At 65.0% G+C, this 22,726-nt stretch carries 18 protein-coding genes and 1 pseudogene; 11 read left to right on the forward strand and 8 right to left on the reverse strand.

What is annotated here, in order from left to right:
- Positions 1-41 precede the first annotated feature (41 nt).
- From BcanWU425_RS00045 to BcanWU425_RS00055, 3 genes are read left to right on the forward strand one after another with little or no spacing between them, the layout of a single operon-like run.
- On the forward strand, positions 42-1,436 hold the full coding sequence (locus BcanWU425_RS00045; protein ID WP_204513063.1) for an MATE family efflux transporter: 1,395 nt from the start codon (positions 42-44) through the stop codon (positions 1,434-1,436).
- A complete protein-coding gene (locus tag BcanWU425_RS00050) occupies positions 1,433-1,921 on the forward strand; it encodes a DUF2867 domain-containing protein (RefSeq protein WP_204513062.1) in 489 nt (162 codons plus the stop codon). Before BcanWU425_RS00045 ends, BcanWU425_RS00050 begins: the two co-directional genes overlap by 4 nt.
- A complete protein-coding gene (locus BcanWU425_RS00055; protein WP_204513061.1) occupies positions 1,918-2,568 on the forward strand; it encodes a 2-hydroxychromene-2-carboxylate isomerase in 651 nt (216 codons plus the stop codon). Before BcanWU425_RS00050 ends, BcanWU425_RS00055 begins: the two co-directional genes overlap by 4 nt.
- A 1-nt stretch (position 2,569) precedes the next feature.
- Here the strand turns inward: BcanWU425_RS00055 and BcanWU425_RS00060 are convergent, their stop codons facing one another.
- The gene (locus BcanWU425_RS00060; protein WP_018455829.1) at positions 2,570-3,685 is read right to left on the reverse strand and encodes an FUSC family protein; all 1,116 of its coding nucleotides are present in this window, start codon (positions 3,683-3,685) and stop codon (positions 2,570-2,572) included.
- Between the two features lie 118 nt (positions 3,686-3,803).
- Here BcanWU425_RS00060 and BcanWU425_RS00065 point away from each other — a divergent pair, with 118 nt between their 5' ends.
- Positions 3,804-5,171 (forward strand): MmgE/PrpD family protein, encoded by a 1,368-nt coding sequence (locus tag BcanWU425_RS00065; RefSeq protein ID WP_204513060.1) that lies wholly within the window; start codon positions 3,804-3,806, stop codon positions 5,169-5,171.
- Between the two features lie 6 nt (positions 5,172-5,177).
- Here the strand turns inward: BcanWU425_RS00065 and BcanWU425_RS00070 are convergent, their stop codons facing one another.
- Together BcanWU425_RS00070 and BcanWU425_RS00075 are read right to left on the reverse strand one after the other, a co-directional pair.
- A complete protein-coding gene (locus BcanWU425_RS00070) occupies positions 5,178-6,605 on the reverse strand; it encodes a serine hydrolase domain-containing protein (protein WP_204513059.1) in 1,428 nt (475 codons plus the stop codon).
- Positions 6,606-6,735: 130 nt separating this feature from the next.
- Positions 6,736-7,812 (reverse strand): helix-turn-helix domain-containing protein, encoded by a 1,077-nt coding sequence (locus BcanWU425_RS00075; RefSeq protein WP_204513058.1) that lies wholly within the window; start codon positions 7,810-7,812, stop codon positions 6,736-6,738.
- A 264-nt stretch (positions 7,813-8,076) separates the two neighbouring features.
- Between BcanWU425_RS00075 and BcanWU425_RS00080 the strand changes: the two genes are divergently transcribed.
- The 4 genes and pseudogenes from BcanWU425_RS00080 to BcanWU425_RS00095 all read left to right on the forward strand — a co-directional run bounded on the left by BcanWU425_RS00080 (position 8,077) and on the right by BcanWU425_RS00095 (position 13,499).
- Positions 8,077-8,994 carry a pirin family protein gene (locus BcanWU425_RS00080; RefSeq protein WP_204513057.1) on the forward strand — a complete coding sequence of 306 codons (918 nt, stop codon included), beginning with the start codon at positions 8,077-8,079 and terminating at the stop codon, positions 8,992-8,994.
- Between the two features lie 77 nt (positions 8,995-9,071).
- Positions 9,072-9,986 carry a phosphoribosylaminoimidazolesuccinocarboxamide synthase gene (locus tag BcanWU425_RS00085; RefSeq protein ID WP_018455824.1) on the forward strand — a complete coding sequence of 305 codons (915 nt, stop codon included), beginning with the start codon at positions 9,072-9,074 and terminating at the stop codon, positions 9,984-9,986.
- A gap of 180 nt (positions 9,987-10,166) precedes the next feature.
- A pseudogene (locus BcanWU425_RS00090) lies at positions 10,167-11,151 on the forward strand (IS30 family transposase); the annotation flags it as partial.
- A gap of 131 nt (positions 11,152-11,282) precedes the next feature.
- Positions 11,283-13,499: an SLC26A/SulP transporter family protein gene (locus tag BcanWU425_RS00095; RefSeq protein ID WP_204513055.1), complete on the forward strand. Its 2,217-nt coding sequence runs from the start codon at positions 11,283-11,285 to the stop codon at positions 13,497-13,499.
- On the opposite strand, the gene BcanWU425_RS00100 is transcribed toward BcanWU425_RS00095, so the two are convergent.
- On the reverse strand, positions 13,489-14,322 hold the full coding sequence (locus BcanWU425_RS00100; RefSeq protein ID WP_204514041.1) for an alpha/beta fold hydrolase: 834 nt from the start codon (positions 14,320-14,322) through the stop codon (positions 13,489-13,491). The two genes, BcanWU425_RS00095 and BcanWU425_RS00100, sit on opposite strands and share 11 nt — an antisense overlap.
- A gap of 221 nt (positions 14,323-14,543) precedes the next feature.
- On the opposite strand from BcanWU425_RS00100, the gene BcanWU425_RS00105 reads away from it, so the two are divergent.
- Positions 14,544-15,485, forward strand: a complete 942-nt coding sequence (locus tag BcanWU425_RS00105) for a GlxA family transcriptional regulator (RefSeq protein WP_018455822.1) — start codon at positions 14,544-14,546, stop codon at positions 15,483-15,485.
- An 11-nt stretch (positions 15,486-15,496) separates the two neighbouring features.
- Here BcanWU425_RS00105 and BcanWU425_RS00110 read toward each other — a convergent pair whose 3' ends face one another.
- The 3 genes from BcanWU425_RS00110 to BcanWU425_RS00120 all read right to left on the reverse strand — a co-directional run bounded on the left by BcanWU425_RS00110 (position 15,497) and on the right by BcanWU425_RS00120 (position 18,268).
- Positions 15,497-16,216, reverse strand: coding sequence for a hypothetical protein (locus tag BcanWU425_RS00110; protein ID WP_204513054.1), 720 nt, complete (start codon positions 16,214-16,216; stop codon positions 15,497-15,499).
- A 115-nt stretch (positions 16,217-16,331) separates the two neighbouring features.
- Positions 16,332-17,825, reverse strand: a complete 1,494-nt coding sequence (locus BcanWU425_RS00115; protein ID WP_204513053.1) for an NAD-dependent succinate-semialdehyde dehydrogenase — start codon at positions 17,823-17,825, stop codon at positions 16,332-16,334.
- Between the two features lie 122 nt (positions 17,826-17,947).
- A complete protein-coding gene (locus tag BcanWU425_RS00120; RefSeq protein ID WP_007603877.1) occupies positions 17,948-18,268 on the reverse strand; it encodes a hypothetical protein in 321 nt (106 codons plus the stop codon).
- 347 nt (positions 18,269-18,615) lie between these two features.
- Here BcanWU425_RS00120 and BcanWU425_RS00125 point away from each other — a divergent pair, with 347 nt between their 5' ends.
- Complete coding sequence (locus BcanWU425_RS00125; RefSeq protein ID WP_018455819.1) at positions 18,616-19,809, forward strand: serine hydrolase domain-containing protein; 1,194 nt, start codon at positions 18,616-18,618, stop codon at positions 19,807-19,809.
- Positions 19,810-19,888: 79 nt separating this feature from the next.
- Complete coding sequence (locus tag BcanWU425_RS00130) at positions 19,889-21,583, forward strand: AMP-binding protein (protein WP_018455818.1); 1,695 nt, start codon at positions 19,889-19,891, stop codon at positions 21,581-21,583.
- Between the two features lie 133 nt (positions 21,584-21,716).
- Here BcanWU425_RS00130 and BcanWU425_RS00135 read toward each other — a convergent pair whose 3' ends face one another.
- A complete protein-coding gene (locus BcanWU425_RS00135) occupies positions 21,717-22,718 on the reverse strand; it encodes an adenosine kinase (protein ID WP_018455817.1) in 1,002 nt (333 codons plus the stop codon).
- Positions 22,719-22,726: the final 8 nt, after the last annotated feature.

Raw genomic sequence — 22,726 nt, forward strand, 5'->3', positions numbered from 1 at the left:
AAGCCATGTTTTCGTCGCCCGGCTGTGCTATTGACCCGGCCATGCTCGACACCGTCCAGCCTCGTTCGCAGCCGCAAGCCGGCGTGCCGCCAAATCCTCTCGCCGACGAATTCGTCGCGACGCTGCGGCTGGCCGTGCCGATGATGCTGACGCAGCTCGGGCAGATCGCGATGATCACGACCGATCTCGCGCTGATCGGGCGGCTCGGCGAGAGCGCGGTCGCAGCAGCAGCGCTGGCGCACACGGTCTATTTCGTCAGCTTCACCTTCGGGCTCGGATTGATGACGGCGGTGTCGCCGCTGGTCGCGCAAGCCTTCGGCGCCGGCGATGTCAGGCGCATCCGCCGCTCTCTGCGCGTCGGCTTGTGGGTCGCGTTGCTGATCTCGCTGCCGATGATGGCCTCGCCGCTCTATGGCGAGCACATCCTGGTCGCACTCGGTCAGGCGCCGCACTCGGCCGCGCTCGCCCAGCGCTATCTGAATGGGCTGGCCTGGGGCATCGCGCCGGCGCTCGGGTTCATCGCGCTGCGCAGCATGATGAGCGCGGTGAACCGGCCGCAGGCCCCGCTATGGATCACGCTCGCGGCGATCCCCGTCAATGCCGCGCTGGTCTACGCCCTGATCCACGGCCTGTTCGGCCTGCCGGAGCTCGGTCTGTTCGGCGCAGGGCTTGCGACCACCATCGTCAATCTCGGCACGTTCGTCGCCACGCTCGCCATTGCGGGGCTGCGCAAGCCGTTCGCGGATTATCGTCCGCTTGCCCATCTCTGGCGGATCGACTGGCCCCTGATGCACAAGCTCATCGCGATCGGCGCCCCGATCTCGTTCTCGCTGCTGCTGGAATATGGCCTGTTCTCTTCGGCGGCGCTGCTGATGGGGTTGATCTCGACCACGGCGCTCGCGGCGCATCAGATCGCGCTCCAGGTCACCGCCGTGCTGTTCATGGTCCCGCTCGGCATCGGCATGGCAGCCACGGTGCGGGTCGGCCACGCCTTCGGCCGGGGCGACCCGGCTGCGGTGAGGCGCGCAGGTCTCGTGGCAGCCGTGATCGGGATCGCGTTCGTCTCGGCCCTCACCGTCGCAATCATTCTCGGCCGCTATGAGCTCGGACGGCTGTTCTTCGGCAGCGGCGAGGCGAGCATGGCGACCGTCGAGCTGACTGCAACGCTGCTGCTGGTCGGCGCGACCTTCTTCATCGCCGATGCCATCCAGACCATCATGGGCGGCGCACTGCGCGGCATCAATGACACCAGAATGACGTTGGTATTCGCCGCGATCGGCTACTGGTGCGTGGGCTTTCCCATCGCCTGGTTGCTCGCTTTTCACGCTGATTTCGGCGCGGTCGGTGTCTGGATCGGACTGTCGATCGGATCGTTCGTCTATGCCGGACTTCTGATCTTGCGCTTCCGGATGCTGACGCGCAAACTGGCGGGATGAACGGGACCGTCCGCGAAGTCATCCCCGATGTCGACGCCGGCACGCTGCTGGCCGGTGCGCAATTCATCGACGCCTTTCGCGTGGAGATCGGCACAGCACCGGTGAATGCCCGCGAGGCCTGCACCAGGATGCTGTTGCACGGACCGCGCTGGATCGGTGCACTGACACGCCTGCGCAACATCCTCGTGAGGCCCTTTGGATTGAAGACATCGGGTGAAGGCGCACCAGCGCCGGGCGGCCTGATCGGCTTGTTTCCGGTGCTGAGCGAAACGCCGGAGCAGCTGGTCGCCGGCTTCAATGATTATCATCTCGACTTCCGCATCGTGGTCGATGTCGCCGGCGAAGCGGTGCTGCGCCACGTCACCCTGACCACGCTGGTGCGGACCAACAATCGGCTGGGCCGCGCCTATCTCGCGTTCATCACGCCCTTCCACAAGCTCGTCGCCCGCAGCATGATGGGGCGGCTCGCGGAGCCGGCCCGATGACGCTCTCCGTCGACCTCTTCTACTCCTTTCGCAGCCCGTTCAGCTATCTGGCGTTGCCGAAAACGCTCAACCTGGTCGAAACCTACGATCTGACGGTGAATTTGCGGCCGGTCTATCCGCTCGCAGTCCGTGTGCCCGGGTTTTTCAAGAAGGCCAGCCCGAACTTCATTCGCTATGTGGTGCTCGACAGCACGCGCGTGGCGCAGCACGAAGGCATTCCGTTCCGCTTTCCCAGGCCCGATCCGATCGTGCAGGACAAGGTGACGTTCGAGGTCGCGGCGGAGCAGCCCTACATCCACCGTCTGACCCGGCTTGGTGCCATGGCGCAGCTCGAGGGACGCTCGCTCGCATTCACCGATGCAATCGCCCGCGTGCTGTGGGACGGCTCGGTGTCGGGCTGGAACGAAGGCGATCATCTCGGGCGCGGCGCCGAAAAGGCCGGCTTCGATCTCGCCGCGATGGATGCCGCAATCACCGCGGACCCTGATCGCTACGAGCAGGTGATCACGGAGAACGAGAAGGACCACGCCGCCTCCGGCCATTGGGGCGTGCCGACCTTCGTGTTCGACAACGAGCCGTTCTTCGGCCAGGACCGCATCGATTTGCTGGTCTGGCGCATGCAGGGCAAGGACCTGATGCGGCGCTAGCTCACTCGGCCAAGCGCGCTGACTTGTCCGACGAGGCTTCCGACCACTCGCCGACGACGCGATCGAGATCGCAGAGATTCTGGTGCATCTGCTCCAGCGAGAAGCCGATCGCGAAGAAGCGCTCGGCGGTGTCGCTCGGCTGGCCGCGGATCAGGCCGTCCTGGCGAACGGCGGCAACCGCCTCGGCGTAATGCTGGAGCGCGACGTGCACGGGATGAATCGGCGGCGCGCCGGCACCAGCCCGCAACGCTTCGGCCGCCGAGCGCAGAAAGCGCACGATCGCCGCACTGACCTCCGCCAGCGGCGCGGCGAGCCGCATCTGCACCTCGGCCGGCAACGGCACCACGGTCGAGCGGCCGATCATCACGACGTCGTGGCGCAGCCGTAGGATCGTTCGCAGCAAGGGACCGGTGTCGGGCCCGCTTGACAGGCGCGCGGCCCGCTCGCGCTCGGCTTCGGCACCGATCGCATTCATGCCCACCATCGCGGTGCCGATGCCGTCCTGGATCCGGTGCAGCGCATCGTTGTCGCGGCCGCGCGTGAGACCCGCGAGCAGCTCGGTGAAGGCGTCCGCGATCAGCTCGAGCAGCCTTGCCGCGCTGGCGCGGATCTGGCGCACCGCGCGCGAGGGCAGCACCAGGAACGAGACCAGCAATCCCGTGATTGCGCCGACCCCGACCTCGCTGACCCGATCGATTGCCGATGTCATGGGATCGGAATGATGCATCGTCGGAACCAGCAGCACGATGATGGCGGTGACCGTCGCTGCATTGAGGCTCGGGTTGATCGCGGCGACGAAGGCGAGTGGCGCGACCGCCAGCACCAGCAGGCCCAACAGGCCGGCCTCGGTCGAATAAGGGATCAGGATCGCGATGGCGCCCCCATAGATGGCGCCGCCGATGGTGCCGAGCACGTAATCGCGCGTCGCCTTCAGCGAGCGCCCGACGCTCAACTGGGTCACGATCAGCGAGGTCAGCACCGCCCAGAGCGGCAGCAGCAGATGCAGCGCGGTGGCGATCGCGTAGGCCGCGGTGGCCGCGACCGTGACCCGGATCGCCAGGCCCAGTTGCGTTCGCCGCGCCCGGACCCGGTCGAACACATCTTTTGGAAGTCCCATCGTGGAATATCCCGATCCTCTTGGAGCCTGCCAAAAGCATAGCTGATGCCCGCAGCCCATGGCCGCTTGAAAGGCCAAATCAGCCCGCCTAACTTGCGCGCCAAAACGAGGAAACACGATGGCCCACGAAACCGCAACGCTCGCTGCCTATGTCTTCAATCTGAAATACGGGGATATTCCGGCGGAAGTGCTGGATCGCGCAAAGGTGCTGACGCTGGACTTCCTCGGCAGCGCCATCCGCGCCCGCAGCGAAGCGGAATCGACCCCCTCGATCCTGAAGATGCTGGAGGCGCTCGCGCTCGACACCAGCGGCGAATCCACCGTGTTCGGCGACAGCAAGACCTGGACGCCGGCGGTCGCGGCGCTGCTCAACGGCGCGCTCGGCCATTCCCTCGACTTCGACGACACCCATGCGGACTCCTCGCTGCACCCGAGCGCGCCGGTCGTTCCGGCCGCCTTCGCCATCGGCGAGATGGTCGGCGCGTCGGGCCGCGACGTGCTGACCGCGATCGTTGCGGGCTATGAGGTCTGCTGCCGGCTCGGCAACGCGCTCGACCCGACCTCGCATTATGCGCGCGGCTTCCATCCGACCGCCACCGCTGGCACCTATGGCGCAGCAGCGGCCGCCGGAAAACTGTTCGGCCTGTCCGAGCAACAGCTCATCGCCGCCTTCGGCGTCGCCGGCAGCCAGGCCGCGGGCTCGCTGCAATTCCTGGTCAATGGCGCCTGGAACAAGCGCTACCAGGTCGGAGCCGCCGCGATGAATGGCGTGATCGCCGCGACGCTGGCGCGCAACGACTTCGTCGGGGCGACGGAATCCGTGGAGGGCAAACATGGCCTGCTCGCCGGCTACACCGACGATGCGCATCCCGACAAGGCGGTCGCCGAGCTCGGCAAGACCTACGAGACCATGAAGATCGGCGTCAAACCGTATCCGAGCTGCCGCTACACTCACGCCGCGATCGACGCGCTGATCGCAATGCGGCGCGAGCACAATCTGACGCCCGATCAGGTCAAGCGGGTCGAAATCGGCCTGCATCGCAACGGCATCACGCTCACCGGCGACGCCGCGACCAAGCGCCACCCGACCTCGATCGTCGGCGGCCAGTTCTCGATGTTCTTCACCGGCGCGCTCGCGCTCGACCAGGGCTCATTTGGCTGGGACGACTACAATCGTCTTGGCGACGCCGCCATCGACGCACTCGCCGACAAGTTCGACGTAGTGCAGGACGATCGCCTCGAAATCGGCCGCACCCACCCCTTTGGCGCGCGCGTGAGTATCACGACGGACGACGGCGTGCATGAGCGGCTCTACGCCGATCCCTCGGGAGAGCCGACCTCGTTCCCGGATGCACAGGCGATGCAGCAAAAATTCTTGACGCTGGCACGCCCGGTGCTGAATGCGCGCGCGGAGAAATTCGCGGACGCGATCATGACGCTGGAGCGGTTCGATCGCGTGGCAAAGGCGACGGAGCTGGGAAGGTAAAGCACCTCAATCCATCCCCGCCACCTTCCCTTTAGCGCGCGTTGCCGCAATCACATCCCGCACCAGATCAAACACACCGTCCGCTTCCGGCGGTGAGTTCGGCGAACGGCCGAGCCGCACGATCACGAGTCGTTCCGACGGAATCACGATCGTATACTGCCCGATCGTGCCCTTGGCGAAGAAGGCATCGCGCGGCCAGCCGTGATCGACGCGAAAGGTCGCGCCAAAGCTGTCGCCCTGGTTGGTCCAGAATCCGGCGCCGATACCGACCCAGGCATTGGGCGTCGCCGACGCCGAGTAATTCACCCAGCCCTCGGGCAGGATGCGTCGGCCGCCGGCGACGCCATCGTTGAGATAGAGTTGGCCGAAGCGTGCCCAGTCGCGCGCGGATGCGAGCATCTCGCTCGACCCCTCGATCGTGCCGGCGCCGTCGAGCTGGAGCGTGACGTGTCGCATGCCAAGCGGCGCGAACAATTCGCGGCGCGCGAAGGCAAGCGCTCCTTCGGGATTGCCGCCGGCGGCATTGCGGATCAGATGCGCGAGCATGATGGTGTTGGCATCGTGATAATTCCACACGGTGCCCGGCGCGGTCGCAAGCGGCATGCTCGCTGCATAGGCGGCCATGTCGGCCTCCACGAATTTCATGCGATTGACCGGCTCGAAGGCGGAGCCAAGCGAGGCCTGAAGCGAGCTGCCGAGTGCCAGGCCCGCGGTGTGGCGCAGCAATTGATCGACGGTGATGGCGTGACGCGGATCGTCCGGATTTGTCCAGGCGGCGACCGGTGCGGGCCCGTCGAGCTTCAGTCGGCCCTGGCGCACGAGGATCCCGGTGAGAGCCGAGATCACGGACTTGGTCATGGAGAAGCCGAGCAGCGGCGTCTCCGGTCCGATGCCGTCCGCATAGCGCTCCGCGATGATGCGGCCCGACTTCATGACGACAATTGCGCGGGTGCGGCGGAATGGCGGCGATGTCGGCTCGGCGAAGGCGCGATCGAGCGCGGCTGACAGTTCCGGGCTTTGCGGCGACACGACCGCGGGGCCGGCGATCTCGGGCAGCAACGCCGGCTGCCTGTCACCAGGCGGCAGCCTGACGTCGGCGATCTCAGCACCGTGCTCGAGTGTGCAGCCGAGGCCCTCGCGATAGATGGCATGGCTGCGGCCAATGCCGAACAGCGTCACCGTGACGTCCTTGCGCGCGCGATCGACCTGATAGTCCATCGCCCAGGTGAGCAGACCGGCGCCCGGCATCGCATCGGCGGTCTCGGTCAGGTTGCGCCTGATATCGAGGCCCGAGACAAACGTCTCCGAGCAGAGCACGTCGGCGATGAAGCCGGTGGCGACCTTGGGCAGGTCATGGGCGCGAACCGCGCCGAGCGCGAGGCCGGCAAAGGCGACGGTGGTGATGAGAAGGACGATCTTGCGGCGGCGGGTCACGGGCTTGCTCCGGCTTGAGGCGCGTGCCGGAGACGAAGCGGCATTCACGCGATGCCCGCTCGCCGGATTTGGAAAACGGCAGAGCCGAAAGCAGCGAGACGCTCGCCGATTCTGAAATAAGCTAGATATTTCAGTGCGCTATAGATTGAATAGCATTCATCTTGAGCCGACGATATTCCGTCGGCGTCACGCCGGTCACGGCCTTGAAGGCGCGGTTGAAGGGACCGAGCGACTGGAAGCCGGAGTCCATCGCGATGGTGATGACCGGGACCTCGGCCTGGGCGGGATCGGCCAGCGCGGCCTTGGCCTCCTCGATCCGGTGGCTGTTCAGGAACACATTGAAATTGCGGTAGCCGAGCCCCTGGTTGATCAGCCGGCGCAGCCGGTATTCGGGAATTTTCAGCCGGCCCGCCAGCACGCCGATGCTGATGTTCTCCTGGCGATAGATCCGTTCGTCCGCCATCAGCCGCATCAGGGCGTCGATGAGCTTTTGGTCGGCGGCATCCTCGCCGATGATAGGCTGGCTCGCCGCGATCGCGGGCGCAGCCTCCGCGGCAGCCGGAAACAGGTCGGCGCCATCGACGCGCATCATCGCATAGGCGATGGCCGCGACGATGCTGGCGAGCACGCCGGTATTGACGGTGTTGGCAACATCGCCGACGTCGCTGCCGGCGAGGATCTGGAGCAGCGCGTTCAATCCGCCATAGAGCGCGGCAGCACAGACGATGAAGACACGGACGCGGCGGCGGCGCTCGACCAGATCGGCCGACCATGAGCCGATCGTCTGCACGATCGCGAGCGCAATGAAGCCGAGCACGATCAGGTTCACCGCGGTGACGGCGACCCGGACATGTCCGCCGGGTGCGATCCAGAGACAGCTGACGAAGCTGAAGGCTGTCACCAGCCCCCAGGTCAATCCGTGCCACCGGCGCAGGCGAAACTCATCGTCGAACAGCGCCCGCGTGAACAGCCAGAACACCACGATATTGCCGGTCGACAACGCGATCAGCGGCGCATGCCATGCCGGTACCAGCGATGATGTTCCGACAGAATAGCTCACAGCATGCGCGGCCGAGCCGAGCGCAAAGGCCGCACCGAGCCGGGCTGCCAGCACATTGCGGAAATCCGAGAGCAATGACGCTGCCAGCACCAGCAGCAGCGCCACGGCGGCGGCGCGAAAGGCGAGTTCGGTTGCGGCTGGGGTCATCGGGTGCTGCGATGGGTCGCGGTTGACATCGGCCGAACATCCTTCGTAGCGCCTGTTTTTTCAAGCACCATCGCTCGCCGCGCGCACTCTGTCATCGCCCGGCTTGACCGGACGATCCAGTACTCCGAGACGGCCATGATTGAACGGATAGGCCGCCGCGTACTGGATGCCCCGCCTTCGCGGGGCATGACAGCGGGCTTAGCCGCGACGCTGGCGCGGAATCCTGCTAGTATCGAGCCCAAGCAATTTAGACGGAGTTTTACCATGAGCTGGCAACCCTCGAACGATCCCGTGCTCGGCGATCCCATGTCCTGCGATGCGCTCGATCTCGTCATCGTGCCGCGCACGCGCGATCTCGGCGACGGCTTCGCGGTACGCCGCGCGTTGCCGCACGGCAAGCGGCAGATGGTCGGCCCCTTCATCTTCTTCGACCATTTCGGGCCGGTGCAGTTCGTCTCAGGCAAGGGCATGGACGTGCGGCCGCACCCGCATATCGGGCTTGCCACCGTCACCTATCTGTTCGACGGCGCGATCATGCATCGTGACAGCGAGGGCAACATCCAGGAGATCCAGCCCGGCGCGATGAATTTGATGACGGCAGGCCGTGGCATCGCGCATTCCGAGCGCACGCCGGATGTGCAGCGCGCCTCGGGGCAGAAGATGCTGGGCCTGCAAAGCTGGATCGCGCTGCCGGCGGGATCGGAAGAGATCGCACCGTCGTTTCAGCACTACGGCGCGGGTGACCTGCCGATGGTCTCCGAGCGCGACTTCACCGCGAAGGTGATTGCGGGCTCGGCCTTCGGCGTCACTTCCCCTGTTTCGATGGTCTCGCCCTGGTTCTACACCGAGGTCACCGCGGTCGCGGGCGCAATCGTGCCGCTCGACCCCGATCACGAGGAGCGCGCCATCTATGTCGTCGACGGCGAGGTCGAGATCGCGAACGAGCGCTACGAGGGGCCGCGGCTCCTGATCTTCCGGCCGGGCGACCGCATCACGGTGAAGGCGCTCAAAGCCACGCGGATGATGTTTCTGGGCGGCGACGCGCTGGAGGGCCCGCGCCACATCTGGTGGAATTTCGTCTCCTCCAGCAAGGAGCGGATCGAGCAGGCCAAGCAGGACTGGAAAACCGGCCGCTTCGCTGCGGTTCCGCAGGAACATGAGTTCATTCCGCTGCCGGAATAGGCTATCCCGGTTTCCGGTCGCGCGATCAGGCGCGGCCGGATGTCCCGTCGCAAGGCCTTGCTCCGAAAGTTCTGCCGATGACCACCATGCTCTCCAGCGACCTGCCCCTGCCCAAGATCGGGCGCGGCAAGGTGCGCGATATCTACGCCGTCGACGACGACCGCCTGCTGCTCGTCACCACGGACCGCATCAGCGCCTTCGATGTCGTGATGGGCGAGACCATCCCGATGAAGGGCGCGGTGCTGACGCAAATCAGCGCCTTCTGGTTCAACGAGCTCGAAGGCGTGGTGCCGCATCACATGATCAGCGCCGACACCGACGAGATCATCGCCGCCGTGCCGGCCTTGAAGCCGCATCGCGCCGAAATTCTCGGCCGCGCCATGCTGTGCCGCCGGACCACGGTGTTTCCGATCGAATGCGTGATCCGCGGTTATCTCTCGGGCTCGGCCTGGAAGGAATATGCAGCAAGCGGAACGCTGGCCGGCGAGAAGCTGAAGGCGGGACTTGTCGAGAGCGAGAAGCTGGAGCCCTCGATCTTCAGCCCGGCGACCAAGGCCGAGACCGGCCATGACGAGAACATTACCATCGCAAAAATGCGCGAGGTCGTCGGCGACGAGACGGCCTACACGCTCGAGAGCATGACGCGCGCGATCTACACGCTCGGCGAGGAGCTCGCCCGCGAACAGGGCATCATCATCGCCGACACCAAGTTCGAATTCGGCCGCGACAAGGACGGCCGCATCATCCTGATCGACGAAGTCATGACGCCGGATAGTTCGCGCTTCTGGGCCGTCGATGCCTACAAACCCGGCCAGCCGCAGGCGAGCTTCGACAAGCAGCCCTTGCGCGACTATCTCGATGTCGAGCGCCGCGCCGGCCGCTGGAACGGCGACGCCCCGCCGCCGCCTTTGCCCGCAAGCGTGGTGGACGCGACCAGCAAGCGGTATCTGGAAGCATATCGCCGCGTGACGGGAAGCGAACTCAAGATCTAGTGCAGGCCTTAGCGTCGTCCTGGACCAGCGAACGAAGTGAGCGCCGATCCAGGACCCATTACCGCCGGGCGCGGTTTGGCGAAGACTGTGGCCGTCACCTCGCGCCACGACTCCTCCCTGGGATAATGGGTCCCCTGAGTTCACAAACGAAGTGCAACACTTCCATCTGGAGGTGTTGCCATGGGGCGGACTTACAAACAGCTCTCCCTTGACGATCGATGCGAGATTGCCCGCCTTTCGGCCAATGGCGGCTCGGTCGGGCAAATCGCGGCAGCTTTGGATCGGCCGCCATCAACGATCTCTCGGGAGCTGAGGCGGAACCGTGGCAGGCAAGTCGGCTACAAGCCAAGCTATGCTCAGCAGCAGACCCGGGCGCGGCGCTGGAAGGGCTCTCGCCTCGAGTGGGACGCCAGCTTGCGCCGCGAGGTCTTGGCAGGCTTGAGCCGCGGTTGGTCACCCGAACAGGTCGCAGGCAGGCTGGCCCGGGAACGTGGCCGTAGGGTGATCTCCTGCGAGAGCATCTACCGCTTCATCTACGCCCAGATCACACGCACGACGGACTTCACCTGGCGGCGCTATCTGCCTCGGGGCAAGAGCAAGCGAGGCCACCGCGGCAAACGAGGCGGGAGCCCCGCAAGCTTCATCGAAGGCCGTGTTTCGCTGGCAGAACGGCCTGCCGAGGTCGCCGATCGCAAAGTCCCGGGCCACTGGGAAGCCGATCTGATGATGTTCTCCAAATACCGGCAGGCCATCCTGGCCGTCCACCAGCGAACCTCGCGCCTGCTGCTCGCCGTTCCCATCGAACGCAAGTTCGCCGCCGGTATCGCTAGCCATCTCGTACGCCTGTTCAAAGCCGTACCGGAGGCACTGCGCCGTACCGTTCGACAACGGCACCGAGTTCGCCGCCCACCTTTCCTTGCAGAGCCTCTTGATGAAGACCTTCTTCTGCGACCCGCACGCGCCGTGGCAAAAGGGCGGCATCGAGAACGCCATCGGCCGCTTGCGCCGCTTCATCCCCCGAAAGACCGACCTCGAAAAGCTCCCAACCAGGCGCTTCCGTCAGTCCATTGCCGCCTACAACAACACCCCGCGCAAATGCCTTGACTTCAGAACCCCGGCAGAGGCCTTCTCCTCTCAACTGTTGCACTTCGAGTGTGAATCCACCTCCCGGCCTTCGCCGGGACGACACCGAATGGCGGGCGCGTCGGTTTCTTCCATCCGGCTTGCAAGAATCTTGTTGCGCTAAGTCTCCAGTCGTCTACCTCTCGGAGGGGAATACTCAGCGAGTGGCACGGCGTGACAGATCCAGCGATTGGCTTCACTCCGTCGACCGGGCTCAATCCGGCCCTCAAGCGCGCGCTGAACGATATATTGGGCGGGAGCGCCGCCAGCGTCCTGACCGTCACGTTCGGACTGTCCTACGCGCTGCTGATCTTCGCGGGGCCGTTGTCGCCCTATCTGTCCTACGGCATCACGGCCACTTTCGTCAGCTCCGCGGTGCTTGCGGCCGTCGTCGGGCTCGGCAGCTCGCTGCCCTTCGCGATTGCAGCCCCCGACAGCTCGACCGCCGCGGTGACGGGTATCCTGGCGGCCTCGGTGGTCGAACGCATCGAGACGGCGAACCTGTCGACGCCGTTGCTGTCCCCGATCCTGATCACGCTCGGCCTGTCGACGATGCTGACAGGATTGGTGCTGTGTGGACTGGGCCTGACGCGGCTTGGCCGCGCCATCCGTTACGTGCCTTATCCGGTGGTCGGCGGCTTCCTCGGCGCCACCGGACTTCTCATCGTCATGGGTGCGGTCCGGGTGATCACCGACCACCCGCTGCAATTCGCGACACTGTCGCACTTCGCCGACCGCACCATCCTGCTGGAGCTCGGTGCCGCCTGCGCGATGGCGCTGGTGCTGTATCTCACCTGGCACCGCTCGCGCAGCCCGTTCGGACTGCCGATCATCCTGGTCGGCGGCGTGCTCACCGCGCATCTGGCGTTCTGGATCACCGGCGTTTCCTTCGATGAGGCGCGGGCGTTGGGCTGGACCTTTCAGCCCCCGCCGCAAGCGGTGTTCATGCTGCCCTGGCATACCGACGATCTCGCCCGCTATCCCTGGTTTGCCATACCGGACCTGCTTGGCAATGTCGTCGCCGTCATCTTCGTCACGGCCTCCAGCACGCTGTTCAACACCACCGGCATCGAGGTGGCCACGCATCGCGAAGCCAATCTGGAGTGTGAGCTGAACGTCACCGGCGCCGCCAACATCCTGACCGGCATGCTGGGCGGCTACCCCGGTTGCAGCTCGACCAGCCGCTCGATGCTCAATTTCAGCAGCGGCGGCCGCGGGCGCCTGTCCGGCCTCACCGCCGCAGCGCTGTCGCTGCTGGTGCTTGCCGTCGCACCCGAGCTGCTCGGCTTCATCCCCAAATGCGTGCTCGGCGGGCTGTTGCTCTATCTCGGCGCCGACCAGTTGCACAAATGGATCATCGAGTCGCGCAAGCGGCTGTCGAAGCTCGAATATCTCTCGCTGATCGCCATCATCGCGATCATCGTGGCCTGGGGTTTCGTGCCGGGCATCCTGATCGGCGTCATCATCGGCTGCGCGACGTTTGCGTTCAGCGCCGCGCGGGTCGAGTCGATCAAATACAGTTTCGACGGCTCGGAGTACCGCTCCTCGCTCGACCGCTCGCGCGACGACCAGGCCGTGCTGCTTGCCCACGGGGGCAAGATCCAGGGCCTCAATCTCCAGAGCTATCTCTTCTTCGGCTCCGCCAACCGGCTCTACCAGCACGTCAAGCAGCTGCTGCAGGAACGCCCCGAGTGCCGCTATCTGCTGTTTGACTTCAAGCTCGTCACCGGCGTGGATTCATCGGCTGCCTATAGTTTCGCCCAGATCAAGCGCAGCGCCGGCGATCTCGGAGTCGAGCTGATCCTGGTGCATCTGTCGGCTGCGGCCGAGAAGGTGCTGCGCTCCAGCGACTTCGTCGGCGAGGGCGTCACCATCATCCCCGAGCTCGATCGCGCGCTGGAATGGTGCGAGAACGAGCTCATCTCGCAGCATCAGGAGCTGGCGCAGGAAGAAGCCAGCCTGCGTGACTGGTTCACGCGAATGCTCGGCAGCGAAGACGGCGCCGACGAGCTGATCCGCCGCTGCCAGCGCATCGAGGTCGAAGCCGGCGAGGTCATCGTGCAGGCCGGCGCCCCCGCCGATTCCATGCATTTCATCCTCGACGGCCGCGTCGGCATCATGATCCCGGCCGATCACGACCGCACCACACGCGTGCGCAGCCTCGGCCGTTACACCACGATCGGCGAGATGGGGCTGGTGTCACAGACACCGCGCAGCGCGACCATCCAGGCCGAGGTCGACAGCGTGCTCTACGTGCTGAATACGCACCAGTTCGACGCCATCAAGACCGAGGATCCAGCGCTCAGCCACAAGCTGCTGACCTATTTCGTGTCGGTCATGGCGGAGCGGCTGACCTTTGCGAACCGCACGATCGCGGTGCTCAGGCGGTAGCCCTCGCATCCAGAAACGTTCTGCAATGTGCTACGAACAAATCCGGGTATTGGAAAGGTGCGCCGTGTCCGGAGTCGGGATACAGGATGAGCTGCGCATCACTCATCGCCTTGAACATGTTGTAGGCGTTGATGCTCGGGAACATTGAATCGTCGCTGCCGTGAACAATCAAGGTGGGCTGCGCGATTGCGCGGAGGATGGACGCCTCGTCCTTGCGGGCACACCAGGTGATGATCGCCTTCGCCTGAGGTTCGCTCACACTGTCTCCGCTTTCGGGATCCCGGTCCTGTGCGCGCGCAGTCGCTCGCGCGATAAAGCCCCTACCGGCGCGCTGGCTGGCCTCGGAGGGCGTAAAGAACAGCGGCAGCCTGACATCGGCAGCCCCACGGGCAAAGGCGTCGTTGACGACGGCCATCAGATGCTCCTCGCCGCCGCGCGGCGCCGCTCCCGCCACGATCATCTTGCGGACGAGCCCCGTCCCCCGGGCAGCGAGCACCTGAGCGATCATGCCACCGAGCGAGAAGCCGAGAAGATCGACCTCACCGAGATCGAGCGCCCTGATGAAAGTTTCGGCATCCGCCGCCATCTGCTCGACGTTGTCCGGCGTCGCGCCGGAGCTCGTGCCGACGCCCGCATTGTTGAAAACGATGACCGGCCTGGTTTCCGCGAGCTGGTTCACCACGGCCGGATCCCAGGAATCCATGTTGCCTGTGAAATGCTGAAGCAGGACCAGTGGCATACCCTTTGCCGGGCCGAGGCGCCTGAAGGCAAAGCGCATACCGCCGGCCTCGATGAATTCCGTTCGCGCCGTTTCAAGGGACATGCCTTTTCCTTTTTCTTGAAGTGCACGGATGGCTGCTGGCACGACGGCGAGCACTCCATATATGACGCCCGCCATATGTATGTGGTCTTCCCGCGCTCGAGGGTGGAGACGTATCAGCCGGCTTACGGCATCGACAGGACGTAGATGCCATCATTTCGGCCATCCAATTGGCGAGGGGAGCAGGCGCACAAACAGGTGGTCCGTCGCATCCAGGAGTCATCATGAGAATCGGCTTGGTTCTGTCTCCGAGCTTCCAGGCCGTCTGTTTCGGCGCCGTCGCCGCTTTCGACGTGGCGAACAAGCAGGCTGGAGAAAAAATCTACGATGTTCGTGCGTTCTCGGAAGACGGCGGGCTGGTCACCTCGTCTGCTGGGATGCAAGTCATGACGGAGCCTTTCGATCAGGCCGCTTTCGACACCCTCATCGTCGCGGCGGGCCTCGACATTCCAACCTCATCACCCGGCCTCGTCCGGCTGCTTCGCGCAGCGGCCCGGAATGCGCGGCGGGTTTCGTCGATCTGTCTCGGCTCGTTCGTGCTCGGTGACGCCGGGCTGTTGAACGGGCGGCGAGCGACCACGCATTGGCGCTACGCACAGGAGATGCAGGCCAGATTCCCGGGTTGCAATGTGGACGCCGACAAGATCTTCATTGCCGACGGCCAGATCTGGACGTCTGCCGGCATGAGCGCCGGCACCGACATGGTCGTCGGCATGATCGAACGAGACCTCGGTGCCGAGAGGGCTCGCTCCGTGGCCAAAGGCATGGTCATGTACCACAGCCGCCCCGGCGGACAATCGCAGCATTCGGTTTTGCTGGAGGTCGGAACGAGCGAAGACAGGATCCAGAAGGCCCTGAACTACGCCCGGCAAAACCTGCGCGAGAGCCTCACGATCGAGGATTTGGCCCGCGCCGCCTGTCTCAGCCCGCGGCAATTCACGCGACTCTTCCGCTCGGCGACCGGCACGACGCCGGCCAAGGCCGTCGAAGCCTTGCGCCTCGAATCCGCGAAGCTGATGCTGGAGCAGACTCGTTTGCCGATCGAGGTCGTGGCGCGCGAGACCGGCTTTGCGACCCGTGAGCGCATGCGACAGGCTTTTGTCCGCGTGCATGGCGAGGCGCCGCGGACCTTCCGCAAGGAGGCTGGGCCACTCGCCATGCTCTGACGTGCCTCAAATCAGCTCAGCCGGATATTGGACAGATCGATCGAGACGACCAGCGGCTCGGTGCTGAAGCTGCCTTCGGGTTGCCGTGCATAAATGCGACGCTTGGTCGGAAACCGGATGCCCGAGACCTCGACATAGCCATCGATCAGATGCGCGCCGGGCGTATTGCCGGCGATCTCCACGTCGTAATCGTGCCGCTTCAAGAGTCCGTCCGCATCGAAATAGAGCGTCTGCACCGCGCTGTGCGTTGCGATGTCATTTGGAAAACGGACCGCAAGACGGCGCCACAGCCCGTCATTCGTACGCACCGGCTCCAGCTCTTCTGCCTCGACTCCCGGCCAGGCGAGCACGAACGGGGTGTTGAGGTAAGTCCACATGGCGCAGCCGGCGAAATAGGCGAGCTGGAGATCGGTCCACGGCGTTTGCAGAGTATGACCTGCAAAGCTGCTGCGCGGGTCACGAAGCTCGTCGAGCACCGTGCCGTCGGCCGCTTCGAGGGCGACCCGCCCCGGCTCAAACCGCGAACGGCGGCGCTCGGCGCCGAAGGGCGAGTGGGACGCCCATTCCTGGCGCAGACCAACCGTCACGGTGGTCTGCTGAAGCGTCTCGGGCTGCCCTTTCAAGGACCACAACACGCCCCCCTGCTGAAGGTCGGCCGCGACCTGCTCGAACTGGTTCCAGCGCTGAAGCCCACCATGGGCTTCGATCGCCAGCTCACTTAGTTTGGTCATCACGTTCTCCTGCGTAGGGGCCGTTGCATTGAGCCCTGCTGCAGAGAACGTTAGGCCCTCACGGGAGGACGGCGAACGCCGTAGATGCCGCGTTTCAGGCCACGGCGACCAGCAGCTAAACCCCCGCCATCATCACATATTTGATCTCGACATATTCTTCCATGCCGTGATGCGAGCCTTCGCGGCCGAGGCCGCTTTCCTTGACGCCGCCGAAGGGCGCCACTTCGGTGGTGATCAGGCCGGTGTTGACGCCGACCATGCCGGATTCCAGCGCCTCGGCGACGCGCCAGACGCGGCCGAGATCGCGGGAGTAGAAGTAGGAGGCGAGCCCGAACGGCGAGGCGTTGCACATCGCGATGACGTCGGCCTCGTCCTTGAAGCGGATCACCGGTGCGAGCGGGCCGAAGGTTTCCTCCTGCGCCACCAGCGAGTCCGGCTCGACGTCGGCAAGCACCGTCGGCTTGAAGAACGAACGCCCGAGCTCGCTGCGCTTGCCGCCGGTGACGATCCTGGCGCCGCGCTTGACGGCGTCCGCGATATGGCGCTCGACCTTGTCGACCGCTTTCAAATTGATCAGTGGGCCCTGCGTGACGCCGTTCTCGGTACCGTCACCGATCTTCATCGCCGCGACTTTCTTCGACAGCTTCTGCACGAACTCGTCGTAGATCTTGTCCTGGGCGTAGATGCGGTTGGCGCAGACGCAGGTCTGGCCCATGTTGCGGTATTTCGAGACGATCGCGCCGTCGACCGCCGCATCGATGTCGGCGTCGTCGAACACCACGAACGGCGCGTTGCCGCCGAGCTCGAGGCCGAGCCGCTTCACGCCGACGGAGGCCTGCCGGTAGAGAATCTTGCCGACCGCGGTCGAGCCGGTGAAGCCGACGAAACGCACGGCCGGATGCTCGCACAACACCTTGCCGATCGGCGCTGCATCGCCCGTGACGATGTTGAACACACCCTTGGGCACGCCGGCTCTCTCCGCGAGCGCGGCAAGCGCCAGCGCCGACAGCGGCGTTTCATTGGCGGGCTTCAGCACCACGGTGCACCCGGCCGCAAGCGCCGGCGAAACCTTTCGTGTGATCATCGAGTTCGGGAAATTCCACGGCGTGATCGCGCCGCAGACGCCGATCGGCTGCTTGATCGCGAGCAAGCGCGCATCCGGCCGCTGCGTCGGAATCGTCTCGCCATAGACGCGGCGGGCCTCCTCGGCGAAAAATTCGACATAGGCGCCGCCGATGTCGACCTCGCCGAGCGCTTCGGCGAGCGGCTTGCCCTGCTCGGAGGTGAGGATCAGCGCGAGGTCCTCGCGATTGGCGATGATCAGCTCGAACCATTTGCGCAAAATATTGGAGCGCTGCTTGGCGGTGTGCTTGGCCCAGCCCGGGAACGCGCGCTCGGCGGCCTCGACCGCCCTGGTGGCGTCATCGGCCGAAAGCTGCGGAACCTTTGCAAGCTCGATGCCGGTTGCGGGATTGTTGACGGCGAAGACCGGCGAGCCGACCCAGGTGCCGTCGATGTAACAGGCCTCCTTCAGCAGCGACGGGTCCTTCAACCGGTCGCGCAGATTGGACGTGGCGCGCTGGGCACGTGCGGCGGCGGTCGGGGTCATGGCGTTGCTCCTGCGGGGCTTTTGCGGGCTGTTCCGGTTCGGCCGGAATATAGGGAGACGCGGCGCGCAATGCACCGTCCCGCAACGCACATCTGCTGGGAGCCAGGCTCGGAGCGGCGGAGTTACGCCGCGCCGCTCAGATAGGTCTCGCGCCGCCCGATCATGCGCTCGGCGGCGGCCTTGGCGTCGGCCTTCGAGGAGGTTGCGCAGGTCCGGTATTCGAGATCAGGAACGTCGGACGCGTTGCGGCGGCCGAACCAGGACTTTGAACCGACCGGCAGCAGCGCCAGCGCCTGTGCCAGATTGTCGACAGCGCCGAAGGAATAAAGTGCGCCGGTGCCGGCGATGCGGACCTCGTAGATGCCGGGCGCGATCGGCGCTTCGAGATTCTCGCCCCGTCCGGGACGGGGATAGCGCTTCCATTCGCTCCAGGTCGAAATCATCTGAGGTCCCCCCTCGCGGCCGGTGGGCGGCCGCCAATTTGCATCAAGTCTTAACGTCGACCGTCGATCGGCCGAGAGCTGAACGCCGCAGCTCACAAAATGTTTCAAGTGCTTCAAACAGTCGAAACATCTCGCCAGCACCCATCCACGGTCACGGCTGGTTGCGGCCATCCACCACAGATTGTGACGGAGTGTTGCAGGTCAGCCGCCTTGTCGTCGTGCGAGGGGAGCCGACCGTCAAGTCACGACATCGCGACCGCGGCAGGTACGCGGATGTGCTTGCCGCGCGGCGCACGCGGGAGGACAATCGATCGCTTCCAACAATAATCAAACCGGAGGAAACGCGGATGCAAGGCAAAGCTGAGATCGACGAGATTCTGCGCCAGAAGAGCGAGGCCAGGGAGATTCCCGGCGTCGTCGCCATCGCCGCCAGCGGTACCGAGGTGCTGTATCAGGGCGCGTTCGGCAAACGCGACCTGTCCAAGCCGGATGCGATGACCGCCGACAGCGTGTTCTGGATCGCATCGATGACGAAGGCGGTGACATCAGCGGGCGCGATGCAGCTCGTCGAGCAAGGCAAGCTGTCGCTGGATGCGCCGATCGGCGAGGTGTTGCCCGATCTCGCCAAGCCGCAGGTGCTCGAAGGTTTCGATGCCAAGGGCGAAGCCAAGCTGCGGCCGGCCAAGGGGCCGATCACGCTGCGCCAGCTCATGACCCACACCGCCGGCTTTGCCTACAACATGTGGAACGGCGATCTCGCGATCCATCTCGAGAAATCCGGCATCCCCGCCATCACCACCTGCCAGAACGCGGCGTTGAAGACGCCGGTTATGACCGACCCCGGCACGCGCTGGGAATACGGCACCAATATCGATTTCGTCGGCAAGGCGGTGGAAGCCGTCAGCGGCAAGCGCCTCGATGCCTATCTGCGCGACAATCTGTTCGCACCGCTCGGCATGAGCGATACCGCTTTCAAGATCACCGACGACATGCGCAAGCGTCTGGTCGGCATGCATGCGCGCGGCGAGGATGGCCAGCTCGCCGCGATCCCGTTCGAGCTCGAGCAGGAGCCGGAATTCCACATGGGCGGCGGCGGCCTTTATTCGACCGCGGCCGACTACATCAAGTTTACCCAGATGATCCTGAACAAGGGCCGCGGCAACGGCAATCAGGTGCTGAAGGCCGAGACCATCGCGACGATGGGGCAGAACCACATCGGCGACCTCGCCATGGGCAAGATGACCACGGCGGCGCCGATGTACACCAATGACGTCGATCTCTATCCGGAGCAGGTGAAGAAGTGGGGCCTCAGCTTCATGATCAACACCGCCAAGACCGCCGAGGGCCGCAGCGCGGGCAGCCTCGCCTGGGCGGGCCTCGCCAACACCTATTACTGGATCGACCCGGCGCGCGACGTCACCGGCGTGATCCTGATGCAGCTGCTGCCATTCGCCGACGCAAAGTGTCTCGAGGCTTTTGCCGGCTTCGAGCGCGGCGTCTATGCCGGGCTCGATGCGGGAAGCGGGCAGAAGGCGGCGTGAGGCGCGCCTGACTCTCACGACGCGTCACGGCCGGGCTTGTTGTCCCGGCCGTACACGCAGCTGACTGGAGGACACGATCTTGGCAGACAAAGCCGACAGTTACGTTTGCGGCACCTCCGACACGCCGCTGCTCGGCGACACCATCGGGCGCAGCCTCGATCAGGCCGCGCGGCGCTGGAGCGATCGTGAGGCGCTGGTCTCGCCCAGCCACGGCGTGAGATGGAAATGGGGAGAGTTTGCCCAGCGGGTCGACGCGCTCGCCGCCGGCTTTGTCGCGCTCGGCCTCGAACGCGGCGCGCGGATCGGCATCTGGTCGCTGAACCGGCCGGAATGGACACTGACCCAGTTTGCCGCCGCCAAGGCCGGCCTCATCCTGGTGACGATCAATCCGGCCTACCGGCTGAGCGAGCTGGAATTCGCGCTTCACAAGGTCGGATGCAGCGCCATCGTCACCGCGACGGCATTCAAGACCAGCAACTACATGGACATGCTCAACACGCTGTTGCCGGAGCTCGCGAGCGCCAAGCCCGGGCAATTGCGCGCGGCGCGGCTGCCGGCCTTGCGCATCGTGATCCAGATCGGCGGCCCCGCCTGCCCGGGCACGGTCCCGTTCGACGAGGTCGCCGGCATGGGCGGTACCCTGCATCGCGAACAGCTCGCCGCGCTCAGTGCCTCGCTGCAATTCGACGATGCCGTCAACATCCAGTTCACCAGCGGAACGACGGGATCGCCCAAGGGCGTGACGCTGACCCATCACAACATTCTCAACAACGGCTATTTCGTCGGCCGCGCCATGCGCCTGACCGAACAGGACCGCATCTGCATTCCGGTGCCGCTCTATCATTGCTTCGGCATGGTGATGGGCAACCTCGCCTCCGTCACGCTCGGCGCAACGATGGTCTATCCCGGCGAGGGGTTTGATCCGCTCGCAACGCTGCGGACGATCGAGCAGGAAAAATGCACCGCGCTGTACGGTGTGCCGACCATGTTCATCGCCGAACTCGACCACGGCGAATTCTCAAACTTCGATCTGACATCGCTGCGCACCGGCATCATGGCCGGTGCACCCTGCCCGATCGAGGTGATGAAGCGCGTCAACAGCGAGATGAACATGGGCGAGGTCACGATCGCCTATGGCATGACCGAGACGAGCCCGGTCAGCTTCCAAAGCGCCGTCGACGACCCGCTCGATCGCCGCGTCTCGACGGTCGGGCGAATCCATCCGCATGTCGAGGTCAAGGTCGTCGATCTCGAGGGCAAGATCGTCAAGCGCGGCGAACGGGGCGAGCTCTGCACCCGCGGCTACAGCGTGATGCTGGGCTACTGGGAGGAGCCGGAGAAGACCGCGGATGTGCTCGACGCCAACGGCTGGATGCATACCGGCGACATCGCCATCATCGACGACCAGGGTTATTGCAACATCGTCGGCCGCATCAAGGACATGGTGATCCGCGGCGGCGAGAACCTCTATCCCCGCGAGATCGAGGAATTTCTCTACCGCCATCCCAAGATTCAGGACGTGCAGATCTTTGGCGTTGCGGATACCCGCTACGGCGAGGAGCTCTGCGCCTGGATCCGCGTCAGGCCCGGCGAGACGCTGACGAAGGAAGAGGTGCGCACCTTCTGCGACGGCCAGATCGCCCACAACAAGATTCCGCGGTACGTGGAATTCGTCGACGAGTTTCCGATGACCGTGACCGGAAAGGTCCAGAAATTCCTGATGCGCGACGACGTGGAGCAACGGCTTGGACTGAAAGCCGCGAAGACGGCGTGAGCCGCAGCTGTCATTCCCCGCGAAGGCGGGGAATCCAGTACGCCGAAGCTTCTCGATTGAATCACGACCGTCTCGGAGTACTGGATCGCCCGGCCAAGCCGGGCGATGACAGCGAGGATGAGGCTATTCCACCTTAAGACGTCAGCCCGCGCTGCCCGGCGAGCTCCTTCAGCGACACCTGTGGACGCGCGCCGATGTGCTGGATCACTTCGGCGGCCGCGAGCGCGCCGAGTTCGCCGCACTGCTTGTGGGGCAGGTTGCGCGCCAGACCGAACAGGAAGCCGGCGGCGAAGAGATCGCCGGCCCCGGTGGTGTCCACGAGTTTCGCGATCGGAGACGCCGGGGCTGCGACTGCGTCAGTTGGCGTCACCACCACGCAGCCTTTCTCGCTGCGGGTGACCACGCCGAGATTGACGTCGTTGCGCAGCTGCTTGAGCGCGGTGTCGAAGTCCGAGGTCTGGTAGAGCGAATGCAGCTCGGACTCGTTCGCGAACACGATATCGACGGTGCCGTTGCGCATCAGCCCCAGGAACTCGTCGCGATAACGATCGACGCAGAAGGAATCCGACAACGTCAGCGCCACCTTGCGCTTGGCATCATGAGCGATCTTGGCCGCCTTGACGAAGGCGTCCTTGGCGTTCTTGGGGTCCCAGAGATAGCCCTCGAGGTAGACGATGCCGGCCGCGGCGATCTCGGCCGGGTCGATGTCGGCGGGCGACAGGTCCTGCGCGGCGCCGAGATAGGTGTTCATGGTGCGCTCGCCGTCGTCAGTCACCAGGATGTAGGAGCAGCCGGTCGCAGGACCGTCCTTCGCCGCGGGCGTGTTGAAGGCGACGCCGGCCGCGCGGATGTCGTGGACGTAGAGCTTCCCGATCTGGTCGTCCTTGACCTTGCCGACATAGGCGGCGCGCGCCCCGAGGCTGCCGATGCCGACGATGGTGTTGGCGGCCGAACCGCCGGAAACTTCCGTCGCCGGGCCCATGTCCTTGTAGATGGCGGCGGCCCGCGCCTCGTCGATCAGGGACATGCTGCCCTTGGTCATGCCGTGCTTGCCCAGAAAGGCTTCGTCGGTCTTGACCAGCACGTCGAACAGCGCGTTGCCGATGCCGAGAACGTCATATTTCACGTCAGCCATTCACCTTG

Origin of the sequence: Bradyrhizobium sp. WU425 (assembly GCF_021052305.1) — a bacterium.
Lineage (GTDB): Bacteria > Pseudomonadota > Alphaproteobacteria > Rhizobiales > Xanthobacteraceae > Bradyrhizobium > Bradyrhizobium canariense_D.